The sequence below is a fragment of the Kosakonia sp. R1.Fl genome (assembly GCF_023516815.1).
Classification (GTDB): domain Bacteria; phylum Pseudomonadota; class Gammaproteobacteria; order Enterobacterales; family Enterobacteriaceae; genus Kosakonia.
In genome coordinates, this window is record NZ_JAMGSQ010000001.1 from 961,928 (window position 1) to 986,689 (window position 24,762).

Here is a 24,762-nt window from a genome sequence, read left to right on the forward strand (position 1 = left end):
TGATCCAGAACATACTATTCGTATGATGAATTACTAAAATCGTCATACTTTTCTCGCCACCGACTTTTCGTCAGGAAACCGAACGTGTCTTTCTATCGTCAGGCTGGCGCTCTGCTTCTGCTCTGCGCATCCTTTGCCGTTTTCGCGGCACAAAACACGCTAACCACCGCCTGGCCGGTGAATGTTGGCCCACTCAACCCGCACCTTTACACGCCAAACCAGATGTTCGCGCAAAGTATGGTGTATGAACCGCTGGTGAAATACCAGGCCGACGGCAGCGTGAAACCGTGGCTGGCGACAAGCTGGACGCACTCGGAGGATGGCAAAACCTGGGTCTTCACCCTGCGCGACGGGGTGACGTTCTCCAACGGCGAACCGTTTGACGCCGCCGCCGCTGCGGAGAACTTCCGCGCCGTGCTGGATAACCGTCAACGCCACGCCTGGCTTGAGCTTGCCAACCAAATCACCGACGTCAAAGCCCTTAGCCCCAAGCAGTTAAAAATCACCCTGAAAAGCGCCTACTACCCTTTCCTGCAAGAACTCGCCCTGCCCCGCCCGTTCCGCTTTATCGCCCCGTCGCAGTTTAAAGACCATGAAACACTGAACGGGATTAAAGCGCCCATCGGCACCGGCCCGTGGGTGTTACAGGAATCAAAGCTGAACCAGTACGACGTGCTGGTACGGAATGAACACTACTGGGGCGCGAAACCGGCAGTTGGCAAAATTATCGTCAAAGTGATCCCAGACCCGACCAGCCGCGCGGTGGCATTTGAAACCGGCGATATCGATCTGCTTTACGGCAACGAAGGTTTACTGCCGCTGGATACGTTTGCCCGTTTCAGCCAGAACCCCGCCTGGCGCACCCAGCTCTCTGCACCAATGGAGACAGTGATGCTGGCGCTGAACTCCACGCATGCGCCAACCAATGAGTTAGCCGTGCGCGAAGCGCTGAACTACGCGGTGGATAAGAAAACGCTGGTCGATGGCGCGCTGTATGGCACGCAGCAGGTTGCCGACACGCTGTTCGCCCCTTCCGTGCCGTATGCCAATATCGGCCTGAAACCGCGCCAGTACGATCCGGCGCAGGCGCGCGCGCTGCTGGATAAAGCGGGCTGGCTGCTGCCCGCCGGAAAAACTATCCGCGAAAAAGCAGGCCAGCCACTGCATATTGAGCTGGCCTATATCGGCACCGATGCGCTGAGTAAGTCGATGGCCGAAATCATTCAGGCCAACTTGCGCCAGATTGGCGTAGATATCGCCCTGATCGGCGAGGAAGAGAGCAGTATTTATGCCCGTCAGCGCGATGGCCGTTTCGGCATGATTTTCAACCGCACCTGGGGCGCACCGTACGATCCGCATGCGTTTATGAGTTCAATGCGCGTGCCGTCGCATGCCGATTACCAGGCGCAGTTAGGCCTGCCGGACAAAGCGATTATCGACAAAGAGATTGGCGAGGTGCTCACCACCAGCGATGACAGCGCGCGTCAGGCGCTGTACCGGGATATTCTCACCCGTTTGCACAACGACGCGGTTTATCTGCCCATCAGTTACATCTCGATGATGGTGGTGGCAAAACCGCAGCTCGGCACGATTCCGTTTGCCCCGATCGCCTCGGAGATCCCGTTTGATCAGATAACCCCGGACGCCGCGCCGTGAGCCGCTTTTTACTGCACCGTCTGCTGCTGTTGATCCCGATGATCGTAGCCGCTTCGGTGGTGATTTTCCTGCTGCTGCGCCTTGGCGCCGGGGATCCGGCGATGGATTATCTGCGCCTGTCGAACCTGCCGCCAACACCGGAAATGATTACCGCCACCCGCATTCAACTGGGGCTGGATCAGCCGCTCGCCAGCCAATATCTTCACTGGCTGTGGCGCGCACTGCATCTTGATTTCGGCATTTCGTATGCCACGCAGCGCCCGGTGCTCGACGATGTGCTGCATTTTCTGCCCGCGACATTGCAACTCGCAGGCGCGGCGCTGGCGCTGATCCTGCTCACTTCCGTACCGCTTGGTATCTGGGCGGCGCGTCACCGCGATGGTTTGCCGGATTTTCTGGTACGCGCGGTGGCGTTTCTTGGCGTGTCGATGCCGAACTTCTGGCTGGCCTTCCTGCTGGTGATGTTTTTTTCCGTGCATTTGCAGTGGCTGCCCGCGATGGGCTACGGCGGCTGGCAGCACCTGATCCTGCCTGCGGTGTCGATTGCTTTTATGTCGCTGGCCATCAACGCTCGTCTGCTGCGCGCCAGCATGCTGGAAGCCGCCGGGCAACGCCACGTGACGTGGGCGCGGCTGCGCGGGTTAAGCGATAAGCAGACCGAGCGGCGGCATATTCTGCGTAACGCGTCACTGCCGGTGATCACCGCGCTGGGCATGCATATTGGCGAACTGATTGGCGGTACGATGATCATCGAAAGCATCTTCGCCTGGCCCGGAATTGGCCGCTATGCCGTATCGGCAATCTTCAATCGCGACTACCCGGTGATCCAGTGCTTTACGCTGGTGATGGTGCTGGTTTTTGTGCTGTGCAATCTGGCAGTCGATCTGCTGAGCGCAGCGCTCGATCCGCGCATTCGCCACCATGAAGGAGCGCACTGATGCACTTTATAAAAACGGCCCGTTGGCCGGTGCGTTTCGCGCTGCTGATCCTGCTGTTACTGCTGGTGATTGCCCTGACCTGCCAGTGGTGGACGCCGTACGATCCGCAAGCCATCGATTTACCCGCGCGCCTGTTGCCGCCGGGCAGCCAGCACTGGCTCGGCACCGATCACCTAGGACGGGATATTTTCTCACGCTTAATGGCCGCCACGCGGGTATCGCTGGGGTCGGTGATGATGTGTCTGCTGCTGGTGCTGGCGCTTGGTTTAAGCGCAGGCGGCTGCGCCGGGCTGCTCGGCGGGCGCGTCGATCAGGCCATCATGCGCGTGGCGGATATTTTTATGACCTTTCCCACCTCGATCCTGTCGTTTTTTATGGTCGGCGTGCTTGGGACAGGGCTGACCAACGTGATTATTGCCATCGCGCTTTCACACTGGGCCTGGTATGCGCGCATGGTGCGCAGCCTTGTGATCTCCTTGCGTAGCCGCGAGTACGTGCTGGCGGCGCGTTTAAGTGGCGCGAGTTATCTGCATGTGTTTCGCGATCATCTGGCGGGAGCGGTAGTGCCTTCGCTGCTGGTGCTGGCGACGCTGGATATCGGCCATATGATGCTGCACGTCGCCGGGATGTCGTTCCTCGGGCTTGGCGTCACCGCGCCAACACCGGAATGGGGCGTGATGATTAACGACGCCCGGCAATATATCTGGACGCAGCCGCTGCAGATGGTCTGGCCGGGGCTGGCGCTGTTTATCAGCGTGATGGCGTTTAATCTGGTGGGCGACGCGCTGCGCGACCATCTCGATCCCCACCTGGAAACGGAGCACGCCCACTGATGCCTGCACAACTGAGCCTGCAAAATATCAACCTGCACGCGGAACGCCCGCTGGTGCAGGAAGTGTCGTTAACCCTGCAACGCGGGCGCGTGCTGGCGCTGGTAGGCGGTAGCGGCAGCGGCAAATCATTAACCTGTACGGCGGCGCTCGGCGTGCTGCCTGCTGGCGTACGGCAAACGGCCGGTCGGCTGCTGGCGGATAATCAGCCCGTCACACCGCAAGCACTGCGTGGTTCGACGGTTGCCACCATTATGCAAAACCCGCGCAGCGCGTTTAACCCGCTACGCACCATGGCCGCTCATGCACGGGAAACCTGCCTGGCACTCGGTAAACCCGCCGATAACGCCACACTGATCGCGGCATTGCAGGATGTCGGGCTGGAGGACGCCGAACGTGTGCTCACGCTTTACCCGTTCGAGATGAGCGGCGGCATGTTGCAACGCATGATGATCGCCATGGCGCTGCTGAGCGATGCGCCGTTTATTGTTGCCGATGAACCGACGACCGATCTCGACGTGGTGGCGCAGGCGCGCATTCTCGATTTGCTGGCGCAGATTATGCGCGAGCGTCAGCCCGGCATGTTGCTGGTTACACACGATATGGGCGTGGTGGCGCGGCTGGCGGATGATGTCGCGGTAATGGATAACGGGCGCATTATTGAACAAGGCACGGTGGAAACCCTGTTCAGCGCGCCACAACAGGCAGTGACCCGCGAATTAGTCGCGGCCCACCTGGCGCTGTATGGACTGGAGCTGGCGCAATGAACCTTCTTGATGTGAGCGGTGTGTCGCACACCTACCACCAGCGACCGGTGCTGGACAATATCTCTTTTCAGTTAAAAAGCGGGGAAACCGTGGCGCTGCTCGGGCGCAGCGGCTGCGGGAAAAGCACGCTGGCGCGGCTGCTGGTAGGGCTGGAATCGCCAGACGAAGGCGAAGTGCGCTGGCAGGGCACACCGTTGAAGCAGCTTAACGCCCGCGCCCGCCAGGCGTTTCGCCGCGATATCCAGATGGTGTTTCAGGATCCGGTCAGCGCGGTCAACCCGCGTAAAACCGTGCGCGATATTCTGCGTGAACCGCTGCGCCATCTGTTATCACTGCCCAACAGCGAGCAGCAGGCACGTATCCAACAATTGCTGGAAGATGTCGAGCTGGATACCTCTCTGCTCGATAAACGCCCTCCGCAATTGAGCGGTGGGCAGTTGCAGCGCGTTTGCCTGGCGCGCGCGCTGGCGGTGGAACCCACGCTATTGATTCTGGATGAAGCGGTTTCCAGCCTGGATTTAGTGCTGCAAGCGGGCGTTATCCGACTCTTACAGCGGTTACAACAGCGTTCCGGCGTAGCTTGTCTGTTCATCACCCATGATTTGCGGCTGGTGGAGCGTTTTTGCCAGCGCGTGCTGGTGATGGAGAGCGGCGCGCTGGTGGAAACGCTCGACGTCACTTCACCGCTGCGCTTGCGTTCACCGGCAGGCCAGGCGCTGCAACAGGCGGTGCTGCCCGCCTTTCCCCTCTCATTACAAAGGACGCAACCATGCAACGCGTGACCATAACACTGGATGATGACCTGCTCGATACGCTGGACAACCTTAGCGCACGGCGCGGTTACAACAACCGTTCGGAAGCGCTGCGGGATATTTTGCGCGGCGCGCTGGCGCAGGAGTCTGTGCAGAACAACGAACAGCAGGGTTACGCGGTGCTGTCGTATGTGTATGAACATGAGAAGCGCGACCTGGCGAGCCGCATTGTCGCCACGCAACACCATCACCACGACTTATCTGTCGCCACGCTGCACGTCCATATCAGCCACGACGACTGCCTCGAAATCGCCGTGCTGAAAGGCAAAATGGGCGATGTGCAACACTTCGCCGATGACGTTATCGCCCAGCGCGGCGTACGTCACGGCCATTTGCAGTGTCTCGCCGCCGAAGAGTAACGTTGCCGCCGTCATACTGCGGCGGGTATTAACCCGACGCGCACATTTTATGAGCAACAATTGGCAACGCGCGCTGTGCCCCAACTGCTAGCCTTAATACATTTGTGAAATCCACTGGATAAGGGGCAGACAATGAAAATCTCACTCGACGGTAAAGTCGCGCTGGTCAGCGCTTCAACGGGCGGTATTGGTTTTGCCATTGCTAAAGGGCTGGCAGAAAGCGGCGCGGAAGTGATCCTTAACGGGCGCAGCGAAGGTTCGGTGAATGAGGCAAAAGCGGCGCTGGAAAAACAGGTGCCGGGTGCGAAGCTGCGTACCGCCGTTGCCGATCTCGGCACAGCGCAGGGCGTGGAAACGCTGCTGAAAGCGAGCGGCGAGGTCGATATTCTGGTGAATAACGCCGGGATTTACGGCCCGCAGGATTTTTACGCCACCGACGATGCGACCTGGGAAAATTACTGGCAAACCAATGTGATGTCTGGCGTGCGCCTCTCGCGTTCGCTGCTGCCCGCAATGGTGAAAAAAGGCTGGGGGCGCGTGGTGTTTATCTCTTCTGAATCGGCGCTCAATATCCCGGCGGATATGATCCATTACGGCGTGACGAAAACCGCGCAGCTTTCGCTGGCACGCGGGCTGGCGAAATTTGTCGCCGGCAGCGGCGTCACTGTTAACAGCGTACTGCCCGGACCAACAATGTCAGACGGTTTTGCCGGCATGATGAAAGAAGAGATGGAAAAGACCGGTAAATCACTGGAAACGCTGGCGAAAGAGTTTGTGATGACCAATCGCCCGAGTTCAGTTATCCAGCGCGCCGCCACCGTGGAAGAGGTGGCGAATATGGTGGTCTATGTCTGTTCGAAACAGGCTTCCGCCACCTCCGGCGCAGCGCTGCGCGTGGACGGCGGCGTGGTGGATGATATCGTTTGACGGCTTTCCGGCTGGCCTCAGGGCCAGTTCGGATAGAAATGCGTCATCAGGATCATAAACAGCGGCGTGGTCACGGTCGACAGCAAGGTGGAAAGCAGCATGCTGGTCGCCGTCGCGCCCTGCAGCACCTGGAATTTTTGCGCCATCAAATAGACGTTAATCCCCACCGCCATCGACCCCAGCAATACCACCACCTGGCTCTCTTCGCGCGGCAGATGCAGCAACCAGGCAATCAACCAAATCAAAGCAGGCATCAACATCAGTTTCAGCAAGCAGATGGTCAAACTTTCCGCTAATCCTTTGCGGATCTGATAGCGCGACAGGCTCATGCCGAGGGTGATGAGCGTTAATGGCGCGGCGACCTGCGCCACCATGCTTACCGGGCTATCGAGGAATGCCGGCAGCGGGCGATGAATCAAAAAACTCCAGGCGAACCCGCTGAAGATACCGATGATAATCGGGTTGCGCAGCACGCTCACCAGCGTTTTGCCAATTCCCCGCGCTGAGAAGCTGCCGTTTTGCGCCCACTCCACCGACACGGTCACCAGGGTCCATAAAATCAGGCTGTTAAACACCAGCACCAGCGCCACCGACGAGAGGCTCGATGCGCCAAGTAAAATAATGGCCACAGGAATGCCCAGCATCACGTTATTGGAAAAAATGCCCGCCAGGCCGAACACCGAGGCCGAAACCGCGTCCATACGGAACAGGCTTTTCGCTGCGATGCGCCCAATCACATAGATGACAAAACAGGTGCCGAAGTAGGCAATCAGCAGCCGCATATCCACCGGCGGGCTTTCGAAGAACTTGCTCATCACTTTGAACAGCATGCATGGGATTGCCACATTGAAGCAGAAGCGGTTGAGCCCTTCGTTGACCGATTCCGGCCAACCGGCGACGCGCCCGAGGCAATATCCCAGTGCAATCAATAAAAAAAGCGGTGCAGAGAGCAGCAGTTGTTGCGCGAGCTGCGCGAAGAATTCAGCCGTATCCATTCTTTACCCTGTAAATGTAGCGAGCGGTTATTTTCTTTTGTTTTCCGCAGTATAGGGGAAGGTATCACCGCCGTCAGCGTGCCTGACGCCAGCTTTGAGGTTTTAGCTGAAAAAAGCATGTCGTATAACCCAACGCTCACAGCACTGGCGTTAACGCCTGCTGCCTCCATGCGCCTGCAGGGATTGTCGCCTGGTCAAGCAGCTGCGATTAATGGTCAATAGTATTGTGTATTAGCTGGGTACGATGGCGTTGTTAATATCGATATAAAAACTCTGTTGAGTTTGCCTTTAGCACAAAAATATTGCCTCAGACATCATTATCAACAGAGTTTTCGAAAAGAGGCTTATTATCCGTTTATCCAGCCGGAATGATCGCACACATAAATTTCATTAAGTGATAAATCATGTGGGATTTGCCCAAGGGAATCGGCAATCTCATCATATGGCGGCGGCAACGTAAATGAGAGACCGTAGTCCTGGTCAACAATCAGCGCACCATTCAGGATTCGCAGGTCTTTGCTACGCTGAGAAAGTTCTTGCATGGTTATACCAGCATACAATCTATTTTTATATTTCCCAACATAATTTTCATTGCAGCCGACTGAAACAATAATATCATCCGTGGTGGTTACTATTATTAGCGTGCCATTTTGTATCGAATAAGCATACCGGATTTCACTGGACGGTGCAGGCAGAGAATACTCTTTAATTTCCACAGTATAATTATTAAAAATGTCTTCCAGGTAAAGGTCAATGGAATCGCCAAGAAGAACATTACCTAATGATATAAAGCTCACAATATCCGCGTTAAAGTCAACCATAAACATCCTTCCGTAACCATTAAACCATCTCTGATGCACGATATATAAAATTAAGTAAACCCAGGATAAACCAATACTAGATGCGAGTAATTTCTTTTATCAGTTCCTTGAAAGGATGCACTTTTCTATGCAGTGTAGCGCATGCATTAGCTTTTCTTTTATAAATATTTTTTCATCGAATAACGGCTGTTATGTCCATAAAATAATGTACGACAAATCGTATACGCTATATTTTCATTATAAAAACTACGGTTATTGGTAGGTCTACCCGTCACGTTTCGAACACATTTTATCACTGGTATGCGTTTCAAGTCTGATAAGGAATTTCCGAAAGGCGTATGCATTGCTTATGCTATCAATCACATCGAATGAAAAACAGTTAGCGGCATAATTAAGAGCGACAACATTTTCCGTTGCCAGAGATTGTCGATTAATATTTTTTATGGTGAATGTAATTTGTTACATCAGCAGATTAGGAATGCGGTTGGCGTATGAATGAGATTATTCGAACACTAATAATTCTTATGCTTTGGTATGGTGCTTATCCTCGACGATAAACGCTGTGCTAGAATGACCAGGCAATATGTTCACTTAGAATGAGTACACGAATAATGAAAAAAAACCAGGCAGATGAATTAACTGCCGAAAAGCAATTAAGAGCATTTTACAACAACGATTTTATCCGCGTTTACCAGGCTTATTCCGACACCATCGCAGACAGCGCGCTTGCGCATGGCACCTTCGTCTCGCCCCCTTTCAGTATGACCCGCATGACGTGGATTAAACCCTCTTTTCTGTGGATGATGTACCGCTCCGGCTGGGGAAAGAAAGATCCAAATCAGCATCGGATTCTGGCGATTGATCTTACCCATGACGGGTTTAAGCAAATCCTTAATCAGGGAATTTTGAGCCATCACCGGTACTCAGGCGCAGAAGAAGCTGAGTGGCAAAGCCAAATAAAAGCGTCAGATGTGGTGATCCAGTGGGATCCGGAACGTGATATCCGTTTGAACAAACTGGAACACCGCACGATACAGATAGGATTACGCAATCAGGCGGTCGCCGATTACTGCCAGAAATGGATTGTGAACATTAGCGATGTTACAGAACTTGCCGCGAAAATTCATGAATTGGTAGAGAGTGAGCGCATTAATGAAGCACTTGCGTTGCTACCGGAGGAGCGGGTTTATGATATTTAATTAAAGTGGGATATATTGAAATATGGTGTAACCTTCGAAACAATACAATCAGCCATTAAGGCTGGATGTATTAACGGGATGTTCATAATAGTCTTTTTTATGTCATTATTTATCACCAGAACAGTTTTAACCATATAAAAATCATCTTTAACCTAAAAACAACCTCTCAATATATTCATTGACCATAGAATTAAATTCAAAAAAAAATAAGTAGAGCTTCCCTTTGATGAATATTGAAGCATACCTTCCAGGTTATCGTGAAGGATAAAACGCGCATGAAATATTTTTTTTGGGAACAAGATTTTTATCTTTATCCGTATCACAAAAAACGTCTAACTCCCGATACAATGTATTTATCTCTCCCTCGCCAGGCGTATCTGCAAGCCTGATTTTACGACCACATCCATAATTAATTCATCTAAAATCGAGAAATCATTATTCATTTTATTCCAAAAGAGTCTAAAGAGAATTCCTGACGTATCAGTCATTACGAATATACATACTATCGCCAGAACATATAATTTAAGAAAGATACTTTACCAGTAGTGGTAACATAACCTAATTCTGAAAAAGAAGCAGCGCCCCCCTTTCGCAATAGCTTTCAATTAAATTTATTTAGCTATAATAAATCCGCACACCGCATAAACGCCAATATTTAGACCCCGATAATTCCAAACAAAAAGTTTGGGCGTGATCGAACTCAAATAATTAAATCAGCCAAAAAATATCTCCTGAGGAATTTATGTTCACATAAATTTCAATTTATCTGCCACGGCACAACTTGCTATCTGAGACTCTGATGGTTTTGTACCAACGAACGTTGATCCTGAAATATTGCATCCAGAGAAATTCGCTTTATCAAACTGACAATTTTCAAAATAACAGGAGTAAAAATTAGATTTTGTCAGATTAGCCCCCGCAAAGTTACAATTAATGAACCTCATCTCGCCAAGAACATTTTTTATTTTGCATTTAATGAAAGTACAGGATTCAAATAATGCATTTATTCTTGTCGAGTCAAAAACAGCCTTATCAAAATTACATCCAACGAATTTTTCAGATAAATTCGCAGGCATTAAAGACTCAACAAAAGAGCAATATTCAACTATAGATGAAATAATGCTCCCACCGCGAGACATACCATACCCTTTAGTCATCTCATTAAGTGTTAATGAGTAAGAAAAATCTATATCTTGTAGATAATGAAATTTTAGAGGTTCTCTAAATGGAAAACCTCTAAAATCGAGTTTACCTTCTTCAGTTATGCCAAAAGGATGCTCAACCCAGCGAGAATTAGGCGTATTCTTATCCTTCCAGTTTTCTTTTTTAAGATTATGATTGATACCAAAATCCAACTCATGGTTCCATCTCTCAACTAATTCTTTTTTTAATTTCTTACTCATAAAACGCCTCAATAAAGAATGTTGATCAAAAAATCTGTTACGCCGTCAACATTATATTTCATAATTTTGGGAGCCTGGCCAGGCGTTGTTATATCAAACACAGCAACTTTTCCATTAGGTAAAGTTGCATGATAGTCAGGACGGAGATTACCCCACCATGAACCCGTTACATTCCGCTTTATGTCTATATCAGTTAAATATCTATTGTTTAATATCAGTCTATCAGTTATTTGTTGAATAGCATTGCCTCGGGAAACATTTTTAAGCCATTGAGGTACATATTGATTATTAGCCCATCGCTGATAAATTTTTCCCCATGCTGTATTCATATGGCCCCCTCGGTCGAGTAATCGTGACGCACGTTGCGCAGCTGTATCTAATTCAGCAGCGGCACGATCGACTGCCTGGTGACCTCCTAACCCTTTACCACCGGAACCCACACCACATGCTGCCAACCCAAGCGGATCGATAAACCTTAATGTGTTCGGCACATAGTCATAAGTATTCAGCCCACCCAGTAGCCCTATCGGGTCCATCTGGGTGTAACGTCCGCCGCAGGGGTCGTAGTAGCGGAAGGTGTTGTAGTGCAGTCCGGTTTCGCGATCGAGGTACTGGCCCTGGAAGCGCAGGTTCTGCGGCACATCCCAGTCCGCGTTGCTGCTTTCCCGCTCGCTGCGTCCCCAGGGGGGGGAAACACCTTGCCAGACGATATCGCCGCTGCTGTCGGCCACTTTTTCCGGCAGACCGTCCAACAAAACCGAACGGGCGGGCCGCTTTCATTCACTTCGGCTCAATGTCAATAATCATCTGGCGGATGCTATAACCGTCATAACTCAAATATTATGCACCCTGTTTTACCAGAAACATATACAGATAATATTTAAATAAGGAAAACCGCCGTTGTTTTGGTTTTATAAATGAAGGCCGGAAGGATCATTTCCGGCTAACATTAATCACAGCCATGAAGACCAAAGAGTCGATGCTGTAAAAAACAGAATTTATATCTTTCTTTCAAGATAAAACTTCAGATATTTTTTTGGGTACTCTTTAAATGGCCTTTCCTTACCATACAGATAAGCCGCATTAAAGTTTTCATAAGCTTCATCAAGTTCTCCAAGTTCATATGATGCCATACCAATATCCATAAAAGGCCCCACATCAATATCTGAACTCCTATATTTTAACTCAATACCTGCCCAATGTTTTGCCTCTGAGAATTTGCCCAATGAGAAATATGCATTAAAATAACTTCCAGCCAGCCACGCACTAAGCATTTCCCATTCAAATTTCGGCTCCGGCAAAATATCGTAAGCCTCATCATACTTATTAATCGCTGCTTTAAAATCCTTATTATCATCACATTCATTCCCTTCTGTGATAATACCGATAATACGGTTTTCTAATTCAGCGTTGATTTGCGATAATTCTTTCATTTTTTCTCCTAAAAATATTGTGTTCTTTCAGCAGGCCCGATGAAAGTAGAAGGATCTTTATAGGTTTCTAATAGCTTTGCCCCTTGTGAGCGGTTATGTCCAAAATATTCAAGCTCGTAATTATTAGGGTCTCTCATCCATGCCCTTACCTCTGATGCCTTAGCGCCATAATATCCTCCCTTTTGGTTCCAATACGAAACGGCATCTGTTAGATGTGCCATGTCAGCCATTTTTACAGGATACCACTTACCATCGGTAGAACTTTTGAATCTCATGTTATTCCCCGAACCTATTATCCTTCCCTCTTCCCGCATTCTTTGAATTACTGCACGACCGGTACGAGAGTTTTTACTGGGGGTTCTACCCATATATTGTAACCTACAACTCTTCCATCCCAGCGGATCCACCCACCCCAGCGGATCCACCACATACGTATAGGTATTCAGCCCACCCAGTAACCCTATCGGGTCCATCTGGGTGTAGCGCCCGCCGCAGGGGTCGTAGTAGCGGAAGGTGTTGTAGTGCAGTCCGGTTTCGCGGTCGAGGTACTGGCCCTGGAAGCGCAGGTTCTGCGGCACATCCCAGTCCGCGTTGCTGCTTTCCCGCTCGCTGCGTCCCCAGGTGGTGGAAACGCCCTGCCAGACAACGTCGCCGCTGCTGTCGGTCACTTTTTCCGGCAGACCGTTCAGCTCCGTGTGATACCAGTAAACATCCGCATGCTCGCCGCGGCTGTCGACGCGGGCCAGCGGTTCGTAGCTGTTTTCCGTGTAGATATACTGCACGGCCGCGTCCGGATTGCTGTCGCTGCACTCGCCGACCATCTGCAGCCCCGACCATGCGTACTGCGTGCGTTCCGCGTTGCGGGTATGGCGTCGCCACACCTGTTTTTCCGTGCGGCGACCGAGCGCGTCATAGCGGTATTCGGCCCGGGTGAACTCCGCGTCGCCCTCAATGATTACCTGGCTGATGCGATGTTCATCGTCATAACTGAAGCGCTGCACCGTGCCGCGATAGCTGTCGTGGCGTTCGGTCATGCGCCCGAAACCGTCGTACTCCCAGCGCACGCCCTCCAGGCGTTTCAGCAGGTTGTCCCACACCGGCGGTAAATCCGGCGTGGTGCGGTTGTCCGCCGCGTCATACCAGAAACGCTCCTCGCCGGTTGGCTGAATACTCTGCGTCATGCGTCCAGCCGCGTCGTAGCCCCACAGCGACTGACGGTATTTCTCCGCAGGTGTTGACGGCGCGCCGTCGGTATACATCTGGCGGATAATCTGGTCGGCGCGATCCCACTGATAGCGGCGTTCAAAGACCAGCCGGTCACGCACATTGTCCATGCAGCGCCGCTGCGTGATGCGCCCGACGATATCGTACTGCGTCTCCAGCTCCAGCGCGCCCAGCGTGCGATGGGTTTCGCGGTGCAGTTTGTCGCGCTGGTAGTCGGTAATAGGCAGCGTTTTGCCGCCGAAGACGAGCTGCATCTCCAGCAGATGCCCGGTGCCGTAGCGCAGGTACTGCATCTGCCGCCCGTCCGGGAACGTGGTGGCGCTGAGGTTACTTAATGCGTCGTACTGGTGTTCGAATTTGCCAGCGTGGTTCTCCTCGCTCACCAGGTCGCCAAGTTTATTGCGGCGGAAAACAATCACTTCTGCGTTTCCCGGTTCGCGCATATCAATCGCCGCCTGACGCCACTCGCTGTAGACATAGCGGCGCACTTCCGTTGCCAGTTCGCTATAGCGATACTCGGTGCGGTGCTGCTCGGTTTCCCGCGCGATCATGCGCCCAAGCGCGTCATATTCGTAGTTCATCACCTGCGGCGGCAGGTTGCTGCCGCTAACAGGGTGGCGCACCAGCGTGGCCACTTGTTGCAGAGCGTTGTACTGATACTCGGTTTGCCGACCGGCGTAATCATACTGGCGCGTCAGCAAGCCGGTGGCGGTGTAATCAAAGCGCCATTGCTGGTTGTTGGCGTTGGTTAGCGTCACCAGGCGACCCGCGCGGTTAAAGCGGAAACGGGTAACATGCCCGGCGGGATCGACAGCTTCTGTCACTTGCCCGCGCGCGTTAAGCGTCACTTTCCGCTCGCTGACGCCATCTACGCTCTGGCCGCATAACAGACCGGCTTTGTTGTACCTGAACAGGGTTTCGCGGCCATCGGCGCGGATGAACGTTTTGAGGCGACCTGCCGGGCTCCAGATATAGCGTTCGGTGTTGCCCATCGGATCGGTGGTCAGCACAAGCCGACCGGCATCGTCATACTGGCGGCGGCTCAGGTTGCCGGAGCAATCCTCTTCGCGGATCAACTGCCCCAGCGCATCCCACCAAAAGTGGTGGCTGTTTTCCAGCGCATCGATACGGCGGAGCAAATCGCCCTGGTCGTTCCACTCAAAGCGGGTCACGCCGCCTTCCGGGTCGGTCAACGACACCACATCGCCCGCCAGGTTGTACTCATAGCGCCAGCTTGCGCCGTCCGGTAACACCTCGGTCAGCGGGAAGTCGTACAGCGGGTGCCAGGTTTTCAGCGTCGCGCGATCGAGCGGATCGCGCTCCAGCGTCATGTTGCCGCGATCGTCCCACGCATATTCCCAGCGACCGCCGTCCGGCTGAATCACCGCAAGCGGCTGCTCGGATTTCCCGGACCAGCTAAATTGCCAGTTGCCGCCGTGCACATCGGTATAGTTCGTGATGCGATACAGCGCATCCCAGTGGTGCTCGCTCACCACGCCTTCATCGTTGCTGACGCGTGCGTAGCGTTTGATTTCATCGGCGTCGATACGCCAGTTTTCCAGCACCGCGCCTTGCTCGTCATGCACCTGATAGGCGCTCACGCGCCAGTGGCTGGAATCGGCTGCGGGTCGCCACTGGTAATGGACGGTTAAGCCGGTTGAAAAGCCGTGCCAGGCCAGCATATCGCTGGCGCGATCCCAGCCGAACTGACGGGTGACAATATCATCAGCGTCGGTAACGGCAATCAGTTGTCCTTGTTCGTTATAGCGATAGGACACCAGCAGATGGCGCGCGCCGCCGTAAACCTGGTAAACCGCACGCAGTCGTCCGAACGTTGCTTCGTACTCCAGCTCCACGTCCAGCGCTTCGTTATCGCTGGAGATACGCGCCAGTTGGCCTTGTTCGTTCCAGCTAAAATAGTGAGCGTTTTCGTGGCGGTCATACAGACGGTGCATACGCCACTCGCCGGGCCGTGTTGGATCCGGCTCATAAATCTGCTGCTCGCCGTCGCCGGTTTGAATCACCATCGCCCCGTTCGGGCTGCAAAACAGCTTCAGGCCATCTTCCGGGTAGGAGATCATATCGCCGCTGAGCACTTCGCCCAGCCCCAGCTCGCGCCCGCTCATATCGCGGAAGATCAACTGGTTATCGGCCAGGCGCAGCAATCGTGTTTCAAACGGCAGCATCCAGCCGGTGCCGAGCATGCCGGTGGCGCGGTTGCGGCTGTGGTAGATGCGCTGCCAGTAAAGCGGCATACGGTCTGGCAGCACAAAATCGAGATCCTCTTCTTTGGCGAGGACTTTTGCCCCGGTGGGAATGTTCACCGGGAAGGCGGTGTTCACCGCGCTGATGGCCGCGGCGGAAACCACCTGTGAAACGGCCATTCCGCCGAGCGGGCAGATGATCTCTTTGAGCAGGCCGCGAATAAGCTGGCGCTCACAGGCCATTTTAATCAGGCGCGACAGCGCGCCAATCCCCAGGCTCCCCAGCAGGTTACCAATCAGGTAAGCCAGCTGGTTTTTGCCGCTGCGGATATCGCGCACGGTAATGGTTTCGCCGCCGATGCGCACGCGCGGATCTTCTTTGACTTTGATTTCGGCTTCGCAGGTACTTTTCTCACCGTTGCGCGCGGCAGGCTGGTTGTTGATTAAAACGGTTCTGGAGCCCTGGGCGACAAAGTTACTGCTGGTAACCATGTGCCCTTTTTTGCAGTCGACATTATCTTTCGGCATCGGGGTGGCATGCGGATCGGCGCTCTCCACCATCGGCTGCGTCAAATCTTCCCACAGGTTGGAGCCCCACTTTTTCATGTCGTCGAGCGTAAGATGGCTGGCGCGTTCGGCAACCGCCAGCAGCGCCGCACTCGGGTTCAGGGCGGTTTTCATCACCGCCGCGGCGCCAGCAAGGGCTAACATGCCGATGGCTGCCCAGTCGATGCTCTCATCGGCAGGCGCGGCGGCAAGGTTTTGTAAATAGTCCCTGTCTACCGTCGCGGCGGCGCGCGCGGCATTTTTCTTCATGATAAAGACATCGTCCGAGCCGGATACGATATGCGCATCCGGCGGTCCGGGGTCGATGAGCGCATCCACCATTTTCCCGGCCGCATCGCCAATTTTGCCCAGCGTGCCGCTGACCATCAGTGCGCCAATCGCCACCGCGCCCACCACGGCGCCAATGCCCGTTCCGGCGACGAACATGATCCCCAGGACAATCGCCCCTTCTACCAACCCACTGACCAGATCCGCCAGCGCAGAGCTATGAACCAGCGGGTCTTCAATGCGGGCCGCGATGTAATCCGTCATCCTTACGCCCTCAGCTGTAAACCTGTACGGATTGATGTCCAGAACGCATCTGCGTCCGTATCAAAGGGCATGGTACGGCTGAGCGTCAGCACCAGCAGGTGATCGTCAATGCGGGTCACGGCGAGTTTTTCATATATCACCGCGCCCTGGTTTTCGAAACGCAGCGACACTTCGCGGGCAGGCTGACCAGCAACCGTGCTGTCCTGCGTTTCACCCATCACCACTTTGCGCATGCTGCGTTTCACTTTCGCCAGCTGCTGGTTCAGGAAACTCTCTTCGTCGCCGGGTTTGATATCCCACGCGCGGGTGATTACCAGCGTGGCATTGTTCTCTTTGAATTTCAGCACGTTAATGCTGCGATCCTGGTAAGCATCCGGCAGCGTGAGTTCGCCTTCGGAAAGTACAAATTGCGCCGTCGCCATTATTTATCCGTCCCTTGATTAAATGCCGCTTTTACCGCCGCCTGGATCTGCGCAATGGTGGGCTGCGCATCTTCACCTTTTGTCGGTTTTGTCAGGTTTAAATCCAGCAGGCCTGCGGTGTTGATAGCCCCCGAACCGATAGCATCGATCTGAAAATCCACGCATTTCAGCGTGACGGTGCCGTTCGCGCCCAGCGTCAGCACCGATTGCCCCGCCACCAGTTGAATACTGTTGTCAGAAGCCTGCACCAGCGGCCCTTGCACCATCTGTGTAAAGCCGCCACCAACCAGTTGTTCGTGCGAAAGCTGCGTTGCCTGGGTGTGTTTGCCCGCTACTGAACCGGTGTAATCCCGCGTGACGCTTACGCTTTGTGAACCGCCGACGGTATGCGTCTCGTCGTTTTTGACGTGCGTATCCATGTTACGTTCCGCCTGGATCCACACCTGTTCTTCGCCTGCTTTATCTTCAAAGCGCAGGGCGTTGGCGTTGTCTACCGAACCATCTTTTGAGCGGCTGAGGAAGCCCATTTGCGTGGCGGCAGCGGGCAGCGCCCACGGCGGCATACTCGCTTCGTTATAGACACGTCCGGTGATAATCGGTCGGTCCGGGTCGCCGTTGATAAAGTCAATCACCACTTCGTCGCCCACGCGCGGGATCTGTACGCCGCCGAAGCCCTGCCCGGCCCATGCGCTGGAGACACGCACCCAGCAGGAGCTGGTGTCATCGCCTTTTGCCAGCCGGTCCCAGTGGAATTTCACCTTCACGCGGCCATATTTATCCGTCCAGATGCTTTCCCCCTGCGGGCCAACAACACGCGCAGTTTGCGGGCCGTACGTGCGCGGCCACGCGGTTTGCTGCGCCGGGCGGAACACCACCGATGAGGGGATAACGCTGAAATCAATGCGGTGAATGGTTTCGCTGTCAGCGCCGCTGGCGTACCGGTTCTCTTCAAAAAAGTAGTTCGCCGCCGTCACCAGATACTCGCCGTTATCGTTAAAGAACGCCGCATTGGTCAACTGGAACGTACTGCCCGGCACAATGCCAATTGCTGTTGCCGTGCCTTCAATTTGCTGATGCTCCACCTGCCAGCGTTCCTGGCGGATGCGGGCATAAAACTCGCCGTGACCGTGTTCGACAAAGCGCCCTGGCCAGTCATAAACATCAATGGTGCCTGGCGTGGGTGAACTCGGATTTTGTCGCGCCTGAAACAGCCACGCGTTGGGTTTGCGGAAATCGTAGTCATCAAGGCTATAAAGCCCCGGCGTTACGCTATCTTCCAGCGCCCACTGGCTGATACCTTCTTCATCGGTGCTGCCACCGGAAGGGGTCTGGTGATAAGGGATGGTTTCGTAACCGCTGAAGGGATCATGCTGAGTCGCCGCATCCGTCAGCACCAGCGTGTGTTTGTCCGCTTCGTGGCGGAAGTGGTAAGCGATGCCTTCCAGCTCCATCAGGCGGCTGACGAAATCAAAGCTGCTCTCCTGGTACTGCACGCAGTAGTCCCAGGTGCGATAGCTGCCGGTCAGTTTGTCTTCAATGTTGACCTGGTATTCGCCGAGCAGGGTTTTGACGATTTGCGGTACTGTCTGGCCCTGGAAGATACGCAGATTGCGGTCGCGTTTCATCGGCCAGAGATCCGGCTCGACGGTGAGTTGATACACCGCATAACGGGTGCCAGAAAGCTCAACGGCGCTCACCGCCACGCGGGTGATTTTGCCGTTAAGGTAGCGCGGCGCGCCGGTCAGCGTTTGTGTTGGTATTGCGACAGTCACCGATTTACCCAGCAGCGTGCTGCGGTCCATTCGCGCGTCGGTGCCCAGCAACTGCAGGTTAAAGGTGAAGGCTTCGGACAGCGCTTCCCGTCCGGAGATTTTCCAGAAAAGCAGTCCATCGACGGGTAACTGAACAGTAATTCGATTGCTCATAAATCGGATCCTGACGTAGGGACATGCACGGTTCCGGGTGCTGTCCAGAAGTTTAACGTTACGGGTTTGAGAAAAAGCTACCGCACGATTGCTGTAAACAAAAAGATCAATATTGTCTGGTTTTTCGCGGCAAGAAATGCCAGGAATTATCCTAATCCGCGATTAACCTACTAAAAAAAGAGTCATTTTTTTACAAGCAGACGCTGAATAATCTCTAAAAAATGACGCTTAGGCCAAATCTCATACCGCTAAATTGCTATTGCGCTGTTGCAGCCGTGTTATTCAAAAATGCTAAGTTAAATTATGCAATACCTGTTTCGCGATTATTATCCCACTTTCACGCGAAAGCGCAGACACGCCAGATGAAAAGCAGTATAAGTTTTTAAAACACCCGCCGTTATATTATTTCCGTGATTATATAAAGTCTCATAATTATATGCCGATAAAATATAGCTCTATACATCATTACCATTTAACACCCATTAAATAAGAGTTAAGCAGGATTAAATTCGTAATAATCAGGAGGGGATAATGGAATTTTTTAATCAGTATGGACAGCGCATTGGTCAGGAAATCCAGGACTGGACAAAACGCCCGCTGCCAGAAAAAATTTCGCTTAAAGGCCGTTACTGCGACGTTGTACCGCTTGTCGTGGATCACGCGGAAGATCTCTTCCCGGAATGGCAAAGCATCGATGATGACCGGGACTGGACTTATCTTGAAGATCCCCGGCCGAAAGATATGACCGCATGTTATGCCTATCTCAGAAATCTCGCGTCACGTCCTGACAGAGTCTATTTCGCGGTACAAGATAAAGCCGATAAGCAAATAAAAGGCATTTTCTATACCGGGAAATTCGATCAGGAAAATGGTTCTTTCGATATTGGAGACGTTAACTGGACGCCGTTAATGAAAAGAACCCGTATGAGTACTGAAAGTCTTTATCTTGTTTTGTCTTACTTTTTCGATCAATTGAAGTATCGCAGATGTGAATGGCGCACCGGCAGTTATAACGCGGATGCGATTCATTCGGCGGAACGCATTGGTTTTGTGAAAGAAGGGATTTTGCGCGAAAAGAAAATCCGTAAAGGACGGCTGAGCGATATTACGGTGTTTTCAATTACCGTGCGCGAATGGTCGGGTCTCTCCTCAATGATGAATGGCTGGCTGAACGAGGATAACTTTGACGGTCGCGGTCGCCAGTTGCATAAACTCTCTTCATTCCGCCGCTACTGACAGCGCCATGCGTTGATTCACACCTCAACGCATGGCACTTGCGAATAACGCTATTACACGCTCTGCATTGCCTGCACCCGCAGGTGAAACCCGCCCAGGTGGCCTGGTTAACGGTGGTACCTGAGCCGGTCGGCTCAGGTCTACGTTTAACTAGCGTGTTACCTCAACATCGGTCACTTTCACCGGTGTCTCTTTGCCTTTTTCCCACTGGGTTAACGGCATAAAGACATTCAAATCAGACAGCCAGGCCAGCGTCTCTTTATGCGTTTCGCCATCGCTTTCAATCTCGCAGACTACTTTCCAGTAACGCCCGCTGAACGCACTGTTGATCTGATGCGCATCATCACTGCCGTTCACTTCGCACCGGCGATTGATCACCGTATTCTTCTCATCTTTACCCGTTTTCGGTGCCACCGTATCAAAGGTGAATTTCTGCCCCTGGTACAGCGGAAAACGCAGATTGGTGTGAAGTTCACTGGTTACCGTTGGTGAATAACTCAGACTGATGGCGCCTTTTAACTGTCCAAGGTTGCCCATCGTCAGGCGCTGCGCCTTGAACATTTTGTAGTTTTCCAGCAGCAGCATGAGCCCGTTGGGTTGCACATCGAGTTGCATCGGTACGACATCGTTATCGCTCCACTGCATGTTCCATGTCAGCTTTTTAAAGCGCGGTGTGGCCCATGGATTAACGATTTGCAGAGCCTGCTTTTCGATATCTGCGCGCAGCGGGAACTGGGTCATCCATTGCGGTGAATTGTTGGTGAAGTCTGGCAGACTTGGGCCAAGGAGGGTGGAGACGCTTTTTTTCTTCGTTGACGGAACATACACCCCTTCCCCTTTAAACGCAGCAGGCGTGCTCATGGCGCAAAGCTGTTTGAACGCAGCGACGGTGGCCGGTGTGTTGACAAACGTGTCCGCGCGACGCTGTGCCGCTTTACCGGTCAGGCTGTCCGAGACATAACCTTCGGGCGTGATATCCAGCCCGGCAATCACATTGTCATGCTGGGTTTCACAGTTATAGCCATGGATTTCAAGTTTCAAATCGTAGGGCGCGTCATACGGCGGATCGAAAGTGATCTCGCTGTATTCAAAGCCAATTTTAGCGATCACCAACTCGTTAACCCGCAACACTGAAGCCGTATCCAGCAGAATTGGCGTCTCATATTTCGACATTTTCTCGATATAAACCCAGCTTGGGTTTTTCAGTCGGGAAGCCTGGCAAAGATTTTTAGCAATATCATCCAGCGCGCTCTGGGGTTTGGGTTCCGCGTAACGGTTGTAGCTGTCGCCGTAGAAGCGGCGAATTACTGCCTCTTGATCGTCAAGCATTTCCCAGTACAGCTTCACCGCTTTGTTGGTAGTGCAATCAAAACCATCCCAGCGGTTAATGTGTTGCCCGTCGCTGAAAACCAGCTGGTTCAGGGCGGAAATACGGTCATTCACTCGCATCATCAGTAAGGGGTTTACGGTGTTGCTGACGATTTTTTTGCCCTGGATTTCAGGGTAATCAGTGGCTTGTGCGCTAATAGCGACGGCCAGTAGTGCAGGCAGGAGTAACGTGCCGGTTTTCATTCTCGTTCCTTGTCAGAGGTATTTTCACTAATTGCGCAACGGAGGGCGTCCTGACGTTATCGGCAGATAGCGGCAAACATTAAATGCGTAAAAACAATCGGCTTCACAAAAAATTGACGCGGCTTTATTTTCATTCCGCGACCTGCATCAAGCCCGGCGGACTATTTTGAGATTTTCCTGATGAGGGGTAAAGACAAGACAAAGTGTAAAATATGTAACGGCGTGTGAGTCTTTATATCAAATTTATCTCCTGTTCATGGCGCTTATGAAATGTGCCGTGAGGAATTTCTTAATGAAGCGCATAACTCAGGATATATCATGTATATGACCTAACTTTATTATTATGGCTGGCATAATTTATTTCTTCTGCCAAAGAAATAATCACCACCAGGCCATCAACAAAAATTTCTTATTTTAAAATCCGCCAGGAGAAGTAATAGCGGATGTCACGCATTCGCCCGTCATTTACTGACCACGGTCAGTAAAGCGAATTTCTTTATTTCACAACGCCTACGCAGAATAGCAACCCTGCGTCAGACAAGAATAAATATAACAATCACTTACCTTAACGCTGCACAAACATTCAGAGGCAGCGCAATAGATAAAATCAGCAGCGATAAGGTCACTCATCGCTTTATCTGGAATGGTGTAATAACAACATGAGGTGCCCCTGATGAAAGGCGAAGCCATTAAACAACGCGTGAGAGATAACCTCAAATCGCTGAAAAGAACAATGCGTAACCTGCATAAGAAATGGAAATATCGCAATAATTTCACTTCGCAAGTACTTTGGATTTCATTGGGTGAAAATTGTCTTCCCGATGATATTCTTCGCCGACATAACCGAAAATCCTTCAGTTCCGTTTTTTCATCGGGGCGCTCAAATATTGAATATATTCTGCAAATGGAAAAAGACGACTATTGTCATTTGCTGGAAAAAGAGCATTTACAACATTTCCCGGATGGCGAGCATGCCGTTGTGCGTTCAACGTTTTACGAAAAATGTACAGGGCAATACAGCGAAAGGCATATGCTGGGTTTTGAATTCACCCATCATGACCCGCTAAGAATTAAAGAAGACAGCCGCGCCTTTCAACGCCGTATTTCCCGCCAGCTACAATACCGGGGCAAAAAAGATTTTGTGTTTCTTTATCATCACCGTATCACCGAGCATTCCGATCTCTGCCTTTTACGGGAACATCTCAATGAATTCTTGTCGTTGTATAACGCGCAAGGTTGCGACTGTAAGATCGTGCTTTTCTATCAACACATTATTGCGGCAAATAGCGCCAAACGTATCGACTTTACGCCGCATGAAAGCGGTTTGCTTGAATTTGTATGCCATACCCATGAGATATGGGGCGGGGATGATTTAGAGACATTCTGGGCGAAAAAAGACGATGCGCTTTTCGCCGAGATGTTCGGGATAGTGGACCAATACAATCTCAGTAAGCGCCACACGCTCCCCGACAGCGCACTTGTCTCCACCGGCTCAGGCGTGCCGCTGTAACAAAAGAAACGTTAGCGATTCACCGGCGATAAAAAAGCCCGGGCTGGGCTTTTTTCTTCTGCGTTACGCGGGCTCAGGCCGAGGGTTCCGCCGCTAAGGCTTGTGCGCAGGCCCAGGCGCTCGACCACGCCCACTGGAAGTTGTACCCGCCAAGCCAGCCGGTGATATCCATCACTTCACCAATAAAGTACAGGCCCGGCACATTGCGGGCTTCCATGGTGCGCGACGACAATTCATGGGTATCGACGCCGCCGAGCGTCACTTCCGCCGTGCGATACCCTTCGGTGCCATTCGGCTGCACACGCCAGTTCGTCAGCAGCGCAACCAGATTATCCTGCTCGCGGCTATTGAGCTGCTTCAAGGTGACATCCGGGATCTGCTCAAGCTGTTGCAGACACTCTACCAGCCGTTTTGGCAACTGCATCGCCAGCGTATTTTTCAGGCTCTGATTCGGGTGCGCATCGCGCTGCTGAGTGAGGAAGCCGTCCAGATCGACATCGGGCAGCAAGTTGATGCTGACAAATTCACCGGGCTGCCAGTAGCTGGAAATTTGCAAAATGGCCGGGCCGGATAATCCCCGATGGGTAAACAGCAAGTTTTCACGAAAAACCGTGCCGTCCTCGGCGGTGATCACCGATGGCACCGAGACGCCGGAAAGCGTCTGCATCTGCTCCAGTAGCGGTTTATGCAGGGTAAACGGCACTAATCCGGCACGCGTTGGCAGCACCTTTAAACCGAACTGTTCGGCGATTTTATAACCAAACGGCGAAGCGCCCAGCCCCGGCATCGACAAACCGCCGGACGCAATGACCAGCTTTTTCGCCTGCACGCTTTCGCCATTGAGTTGCAAGGTGTAGCCATCGTCGTTGCGCTCAACGCTCAGCACTTCCGTGCGCAGACGCAGGATGACGTTCCCTTTTTCGCACTCGACCACCAGCAAATCGACAATTTGCTGCGCCGAATCATCGCAAAAAAGCTGCCCCAGCGTCTTTTCATGCCAGGCGATACCGTATTTACCAACCAGATCGATAAAGTCCCACTGGGTGTAGCGCGCCAGCGCAGATTTGCAAAAATGCGGGTTTTGGCTCAAATATGCCGCAGGCTCGACATAAAGGTTAGTAAAGTTGCAGCGTCCGCCGCCGGACATCAAAATTTTGCGGCCGGGTTTTTTGCCATTATCCAGCAATAACACCCGGCGACCCGCCTGCCCGGCCAGCGCCGCGCAGAACATGCCCGCCGCACCGGCGCCGATAATAATGGCATCAAACTTTTCCACAACTTCACCCTCATTGATAAATCGTGGCGGATTGTAAAGAGTTCACGCTGGTCGCACCAGCGTGAATACGCGCGAATGGTAACAGGGCATTGAAAAATATAAATTAATTTTAAAATGTCAGTTTAATTTAAGAAATAATGTCAAAAAAAATCCAT

Annotated in this window: 20 protein-coding genes; 10 read left to right on the forward strand and 10 right to left on the reverse strand. The window is 52.5% G+C overall.

Annotation, left to right across the window (positions count from 1 at the left end; genetic code table 11):
* The first annotated feature begins 84 nt into the window (after positions 1-84).
* The 7 genes from nikA to M8Q36_RS04640 all read left to right on the forward strand — a co-directional run bounded on the left by nikA (position 85) and on the right by M8Q36_RS04640 (position 6,289).
* A complete protein-coding gene (gene nikA / locus M8Q36_RS04610; protein WP_249880141.1) occupies positions 85-1,656 on the forward strand; it encodes a nickel ABC transporter substrate-binding protein in 1,572 nt (523 codons plus the stop codon).
* On the forward strand, positions 1,653-2,594 hold the full coding sequence (gene nikB / locus M8Q36_RS04615) for a nickel ABC transporter permease subunit NikB (protein WP_249880142.1): 942 nt from the start codon (positions 1,653-1,655) through the stop codon (positions 2,592-2,594). Before nikA ends, nikB begins: the two co-directional genes overlap by 4 nt.
* Entirely contained in the window at positions 2,594-3,427 is an 834-nt protein-coding gene (nikC, locus tag M8Q36_RS04620; RefSeq protein ID WP_020455617.1) for a nickel ABC transporter permease subunit NikC, read from the forward strand. The genes nikB and nikC overlap by 1 nt, the downstream gene beginning before the upstream one ends.
* Positions 3,427-4,191 carry a nickel import ATP-binding protein NikD gene (gene nikD / locus M8Q36_RS04625; RefSeq protein WP_249880143.1) on the forward strand — a complete coding sequence of 255 codons (765 nt, stop codon included), beginning with the start codon at positions 3,427-3,429 and terminating at the stop codon, positions 4,189-4,191. The genes nikC and nikD overlap by 1 nt, the downstream gene beginning before the upstream one ends.
* Entirely contained in the window at positions 4,188-4,973 is a 786-nt protein-coding gene (gene nikE, locus M8Q36_RS04630) for a nickel import ATP-binding protein NikE (RefSeq protein WP_097406459.1), read from the forward strand. Before nikD ends, nikE begins: the two co-directional genes overlap by 4 nt.
* On the forward strand, positions 4,961-5,362 hold the full coding sequence (gene nikR, locus M8Q36_RS04635; RefSeq protein ID WP_249880144.1) for a nickel-responsive transcriptional regulator NikR: 402 nt from the start codon (positions 4,961-4,963) through the stop codon (positions 5,360-5,362). The genes nikE and nikR overlap by 13 nt, the downstream gene beginning before the upstream one ends.
* Before the next feature lie 132 nt (positions 5,363-5,494).
* Positions 5,495-6,289, forward strand: coding sequence for an SDR family NAD(P)-dependent oxidoreductase (locus tag M8Q36_RS04640; RefSeq protein ID WP_249880145.1), 795 nt, complete (start codon positions 5,495-5,497; stop codon positions 6,287-6,289).
* 17 nt (positions 6,290-6,306) lie between these two features.
* Here M8Q36_RS04640 and M8Q36_RS04645 read toward each other — a convergent pair whose 3' ends face one another.
* Positions 6,307-7,284, reverse strand: a complete 978-nt coding sequence (locus M8Q36_RS04645) for an AEC family transporter (RefSeq protein WP_249880146.1) — start codon at positions 7,282-7,284, stop codon at positions 6,307-6,309.
* Between the two features lie 347 nt (positions 7,285-7,631).
* A complete protein-coding gene (locus tag M8Q36_RS04650) occupies positions 7,632-8,105 on the reverse strand; it encodes a hypothetical protein (RefSeq protein ID WP_249880147.1) in 474 nt (157 codons plus the stop codon).
* Positions 8,106-8,716: 611 nt separating this feature from the next.
* On the opposite strand from M8Q36_RS04650, the gene M8Q36_RS04655 reads away from it, so the two are divergent.
* Positions 8,717-9,304 (forward strand): DUF4291 domain-containing protein, encoded by a 588-nt coding sequence (locus tag M8Q36_RS04655; protein ID WP_249880148.1) that lies wholly within the window; start codon positions 8,717-8,719, stop codon positions 9,302-9,304.
* A 746-nt stretch (positions 9,305-10,050) separates the two neighbouring features.
* Here M8Q36_RS04655 and M8Q36_RS04660 read toward each other — a convergent pair.
* From M8Q36_RS04660 to M8Q36_RS04685, 6 genes are all read right to left on the reverse strand, one after another.
* Positions 10,051-10,707 carry a pentapeptide repeat-containing protein gene (locus tag M8Q36_RS04660; protein WP_249880149.1) on the reverse strand — a complete coding sequence of 219 codons (657 nt, stop codon included), beginning with the start codon at positions 10,705-10,707 and terminating at the stop codon, positions 10,051-10,053.
* 8 nt (positions 10,708-10,715) lie between these two features.
* Positions 10,716-11,438, reverse strand: coding sequence for an RHS repeat-associated core domain-containing protein (locus M8Q36_RS04665; protein ID WP_249880150.1), 723 nt, complete (start codon positions 11,436-11,438; stop codon positions 10,716-10,718).
* A gap of 267 nt (positions 11,439-11,705) precedes the next feature.
* Entirely contained in the window at positions 11,706-12,140 is a 435-nt protein-coding gene (locus M8Q36_RS04670) for a hypothetical protein (RefSeq protein ID WP_249880151.1), read from the reverse strand.
* A gap of 8 nt (positions 12,141-12,148) precedes the next feature.
* A complete protein-coding gene (locus M8Q36_RS04675; protein WP_249880152.1) occupies positions 12,149-16,666 on the reverse strand; it encodes an RHS repeat-associated core domain-containing protein in 4,518 nt (1,505 codons plus the stop codon).
* Positions 16,667-16,668: 2 nt separating this feature from the next.
* Entirely contained in the window at positions 16,669-17,088 is a 420-nt protein-coding gene (locus tag M8Q36_RS04680) for a DcrB-related protein (RefSeq protein ID WP_249880153.1), read from the reverse strand.
* Complete coding sequence (locus M8Q36_RS04685; RefSeq protein WP_249880154.1) at positions 17,088-19,013, reverse strand: type VI secretion system Vgr family protein; 1,926 nt, start codon at positions 19,011-19,013, stop codon at positions 17,088-17,090. Before M8Q36_RS04685 ends, M8Q36_RS04680 begins: the two co-directional genes overlap by 1 nt.
* A gap of 531 nt (positions 19,014-19,544) precedes the next feature.
* Between M8Q36_RS04685 and M8Q36_RS04690 the strand changes: the two genes are divergently transcribed.
* Positions 19,545-20,249 carry a GNAT family N-acetyltransferase gene (locus M8Q36_RS04690; RefSeq protein WP_249880155.1) on the forward strand — a complete coding sequence of 235 codons (705 nt, stop codon included), beginning with the start codon at positions 19,545-19,547 and terminating at the stop codon, positions 20,247-20,249.
* Between the two features lie 150 nt (positions 20,250-20,399).
* On the opposite strand, the gene M8Q36_RS04695 is transcribed toward M8Q36_RS04690, so the two are convergent.
* Entirely contained in the window at positions 20,400-21,821 is a 1,422-nt protein-coding gene (locus M8Q36_RS04695) for a hypothetical protein (RefSeq protein ID WP_249880156.1), read from the reverse strand.
* Between the two features lie 673 nt (positions 21,822-22,494).
* Between M8Q36_RS04695 and M8Q36_RS04700 the strand changes: the two genes are divergently transcribed.
* Positions 22,495-23,331 (forward strand): DUF1796 family putative cysteine peptidase, encoded by an 837-nt coding sequence (locus tag M8Q36_RS04700; RefSeq protein WP_249880157.1) that lies wholly within the window; start codon positions 22,495-22,497, stop codon positions 23,329-23,331.
* 73 nt (positions 23,332-23,404) lie between these two features.
* Here M8Q36_RS04700 and M8Q36_RS04705 read toward each other — a convergent pair whose 3' ends face one another.
* Positions 23,405-24,607, reverse strand: coding sequence for a BaiN/RdsA family NAD(P)/FAD-dependent oxidoreductase (locus M8Q36_RS04705; RefSeq protein ID WP_249880158.1), 1,203 nt, complete (start codon positions 24,605-24,607; stop codon positions 23,405-23,407).
* Positions 24,608-24,762: the final 155 nt, after the last annotated feature.

What these genes read in the sequence shown, in the direction of transcription:
- nikC (WP_020455617.1), top strand. Translation starts at nt 2,594, where the DNA reads ATGCACTTTATAAAAACGGCCCGTTGGCCGGTGCGTTTCGCGCTGCTG.
- nikD (WP_249880143.1), top strand. Translation starts at nt 3,427, where the DNA reads ATGCCTGCACAACTGAGCCTGCAAAATATCAACCTGCACGCGGAACGC.
- nikE (WP_097406459.1), top strand. Translation starts at nt 4,188, where the DNA reads ATGAACCTTCTTGATGTGAGCGGTGTGTCGCACACCTACCACCAGCGA.
- nikR (WP_249880144.1), top strand. Translation starts at nt 4,961, where the DNA reads ATGCAACGCGTGACCATAACACTGGATGATGACCTGCTCGATACGCTG.
- M8Q36_RS04640 (WP_249880145.1), top strand. Translation starts at nt 5,495, where the DNA reads ATGAAAATCTCACTCGACGGTAAAGTCGCGCTGGTCAGCGCTTCAACG.
- M8Q36_RS04645 (WP_249880146.1), bottom strand. Translation starts at nt 7,284, where the DNA reads ATGGATACGGCTGAATTCTTCGCGCAGCTCGCGCAACAACTGCTGCTC.
- M8Q36_RS04650 (WP_249880147.1), bottom strand. Translation starts at nt 8,105, where the DNA reads ATGGTTGACTTTAACGCGGATATTGTGAGCTTTATATCATTAGGTAAT.
- M8Q36_RS04655 (WP_249880148.1), top strand. Translation starts at nt 8,717, where the DNA reads ATGAAAAAAAACCAGGCAGATGAATTAACTGCCGAAAAGCAATTAAGA.
- M8Q36_RS04660 (WP_249880149.1), bottom strand. Translation starts at nt 10,707, where the DNA reads ATGAGTAAGAAATTAAAAAAAGAATTAGTTGAGAGATGGAACCATGAG.
- M8Q36_RS04670 (WP_249880151.1), bottom strand. Translation starts at nt 12,140, where the DNA reads ATGAAAGAATTATCGCAAATCAACGCTGAATTAGAAAACCGTATTATC.
- M8Q36_RS04675 (WP_249880152.1), bottom strand. Translation starts at nt 16,666, where the DNA reads ATGACGGATTACATCGCGGCCCGCATTGAAGACCCGCTGGTTCATAGC.
- M8Q36_RS04680 (WP_249880153.1), bottom strand. Translation starts at nt 17,088, where the DNA reads ATGGCGACGGCGCAATTTGTACTTTCCGAAGGCGAACTCACGCTGCCG.
- M8Q36_RS04685 (WP_249880154.1), bottom strand. Translation starts at nt 19,013, where the DNA reads ATGAGCAATCGAATTACTGTTCAGTTACCCGTCGATGGACTGCTTTTC.
- M8Q36_RS04690 (WP_249880155.1), top strand. Translation starts at nt 19,545, where the DNA reads ATGGAATTTTTTAATCAGTATGGACAGCGCATTGGTCAGGAAATCCAG.
- M8Q36_RS04695 (WP_249880156.1), bottom strand. Translation starts at nt 21,821, where the DNA reads ATGAAAACCGGCACGTTACTCCTGCCTGCACTACTGGCCGTCGCTATT.
- M8Q36_RS04700 (WP_249880157.1), top strand. Translation starts at nt 22,495, where the DNA reads ATGAAAGGCGAAGCCATTAAACAACGCGTGAGAGATAACCTCAAATCG.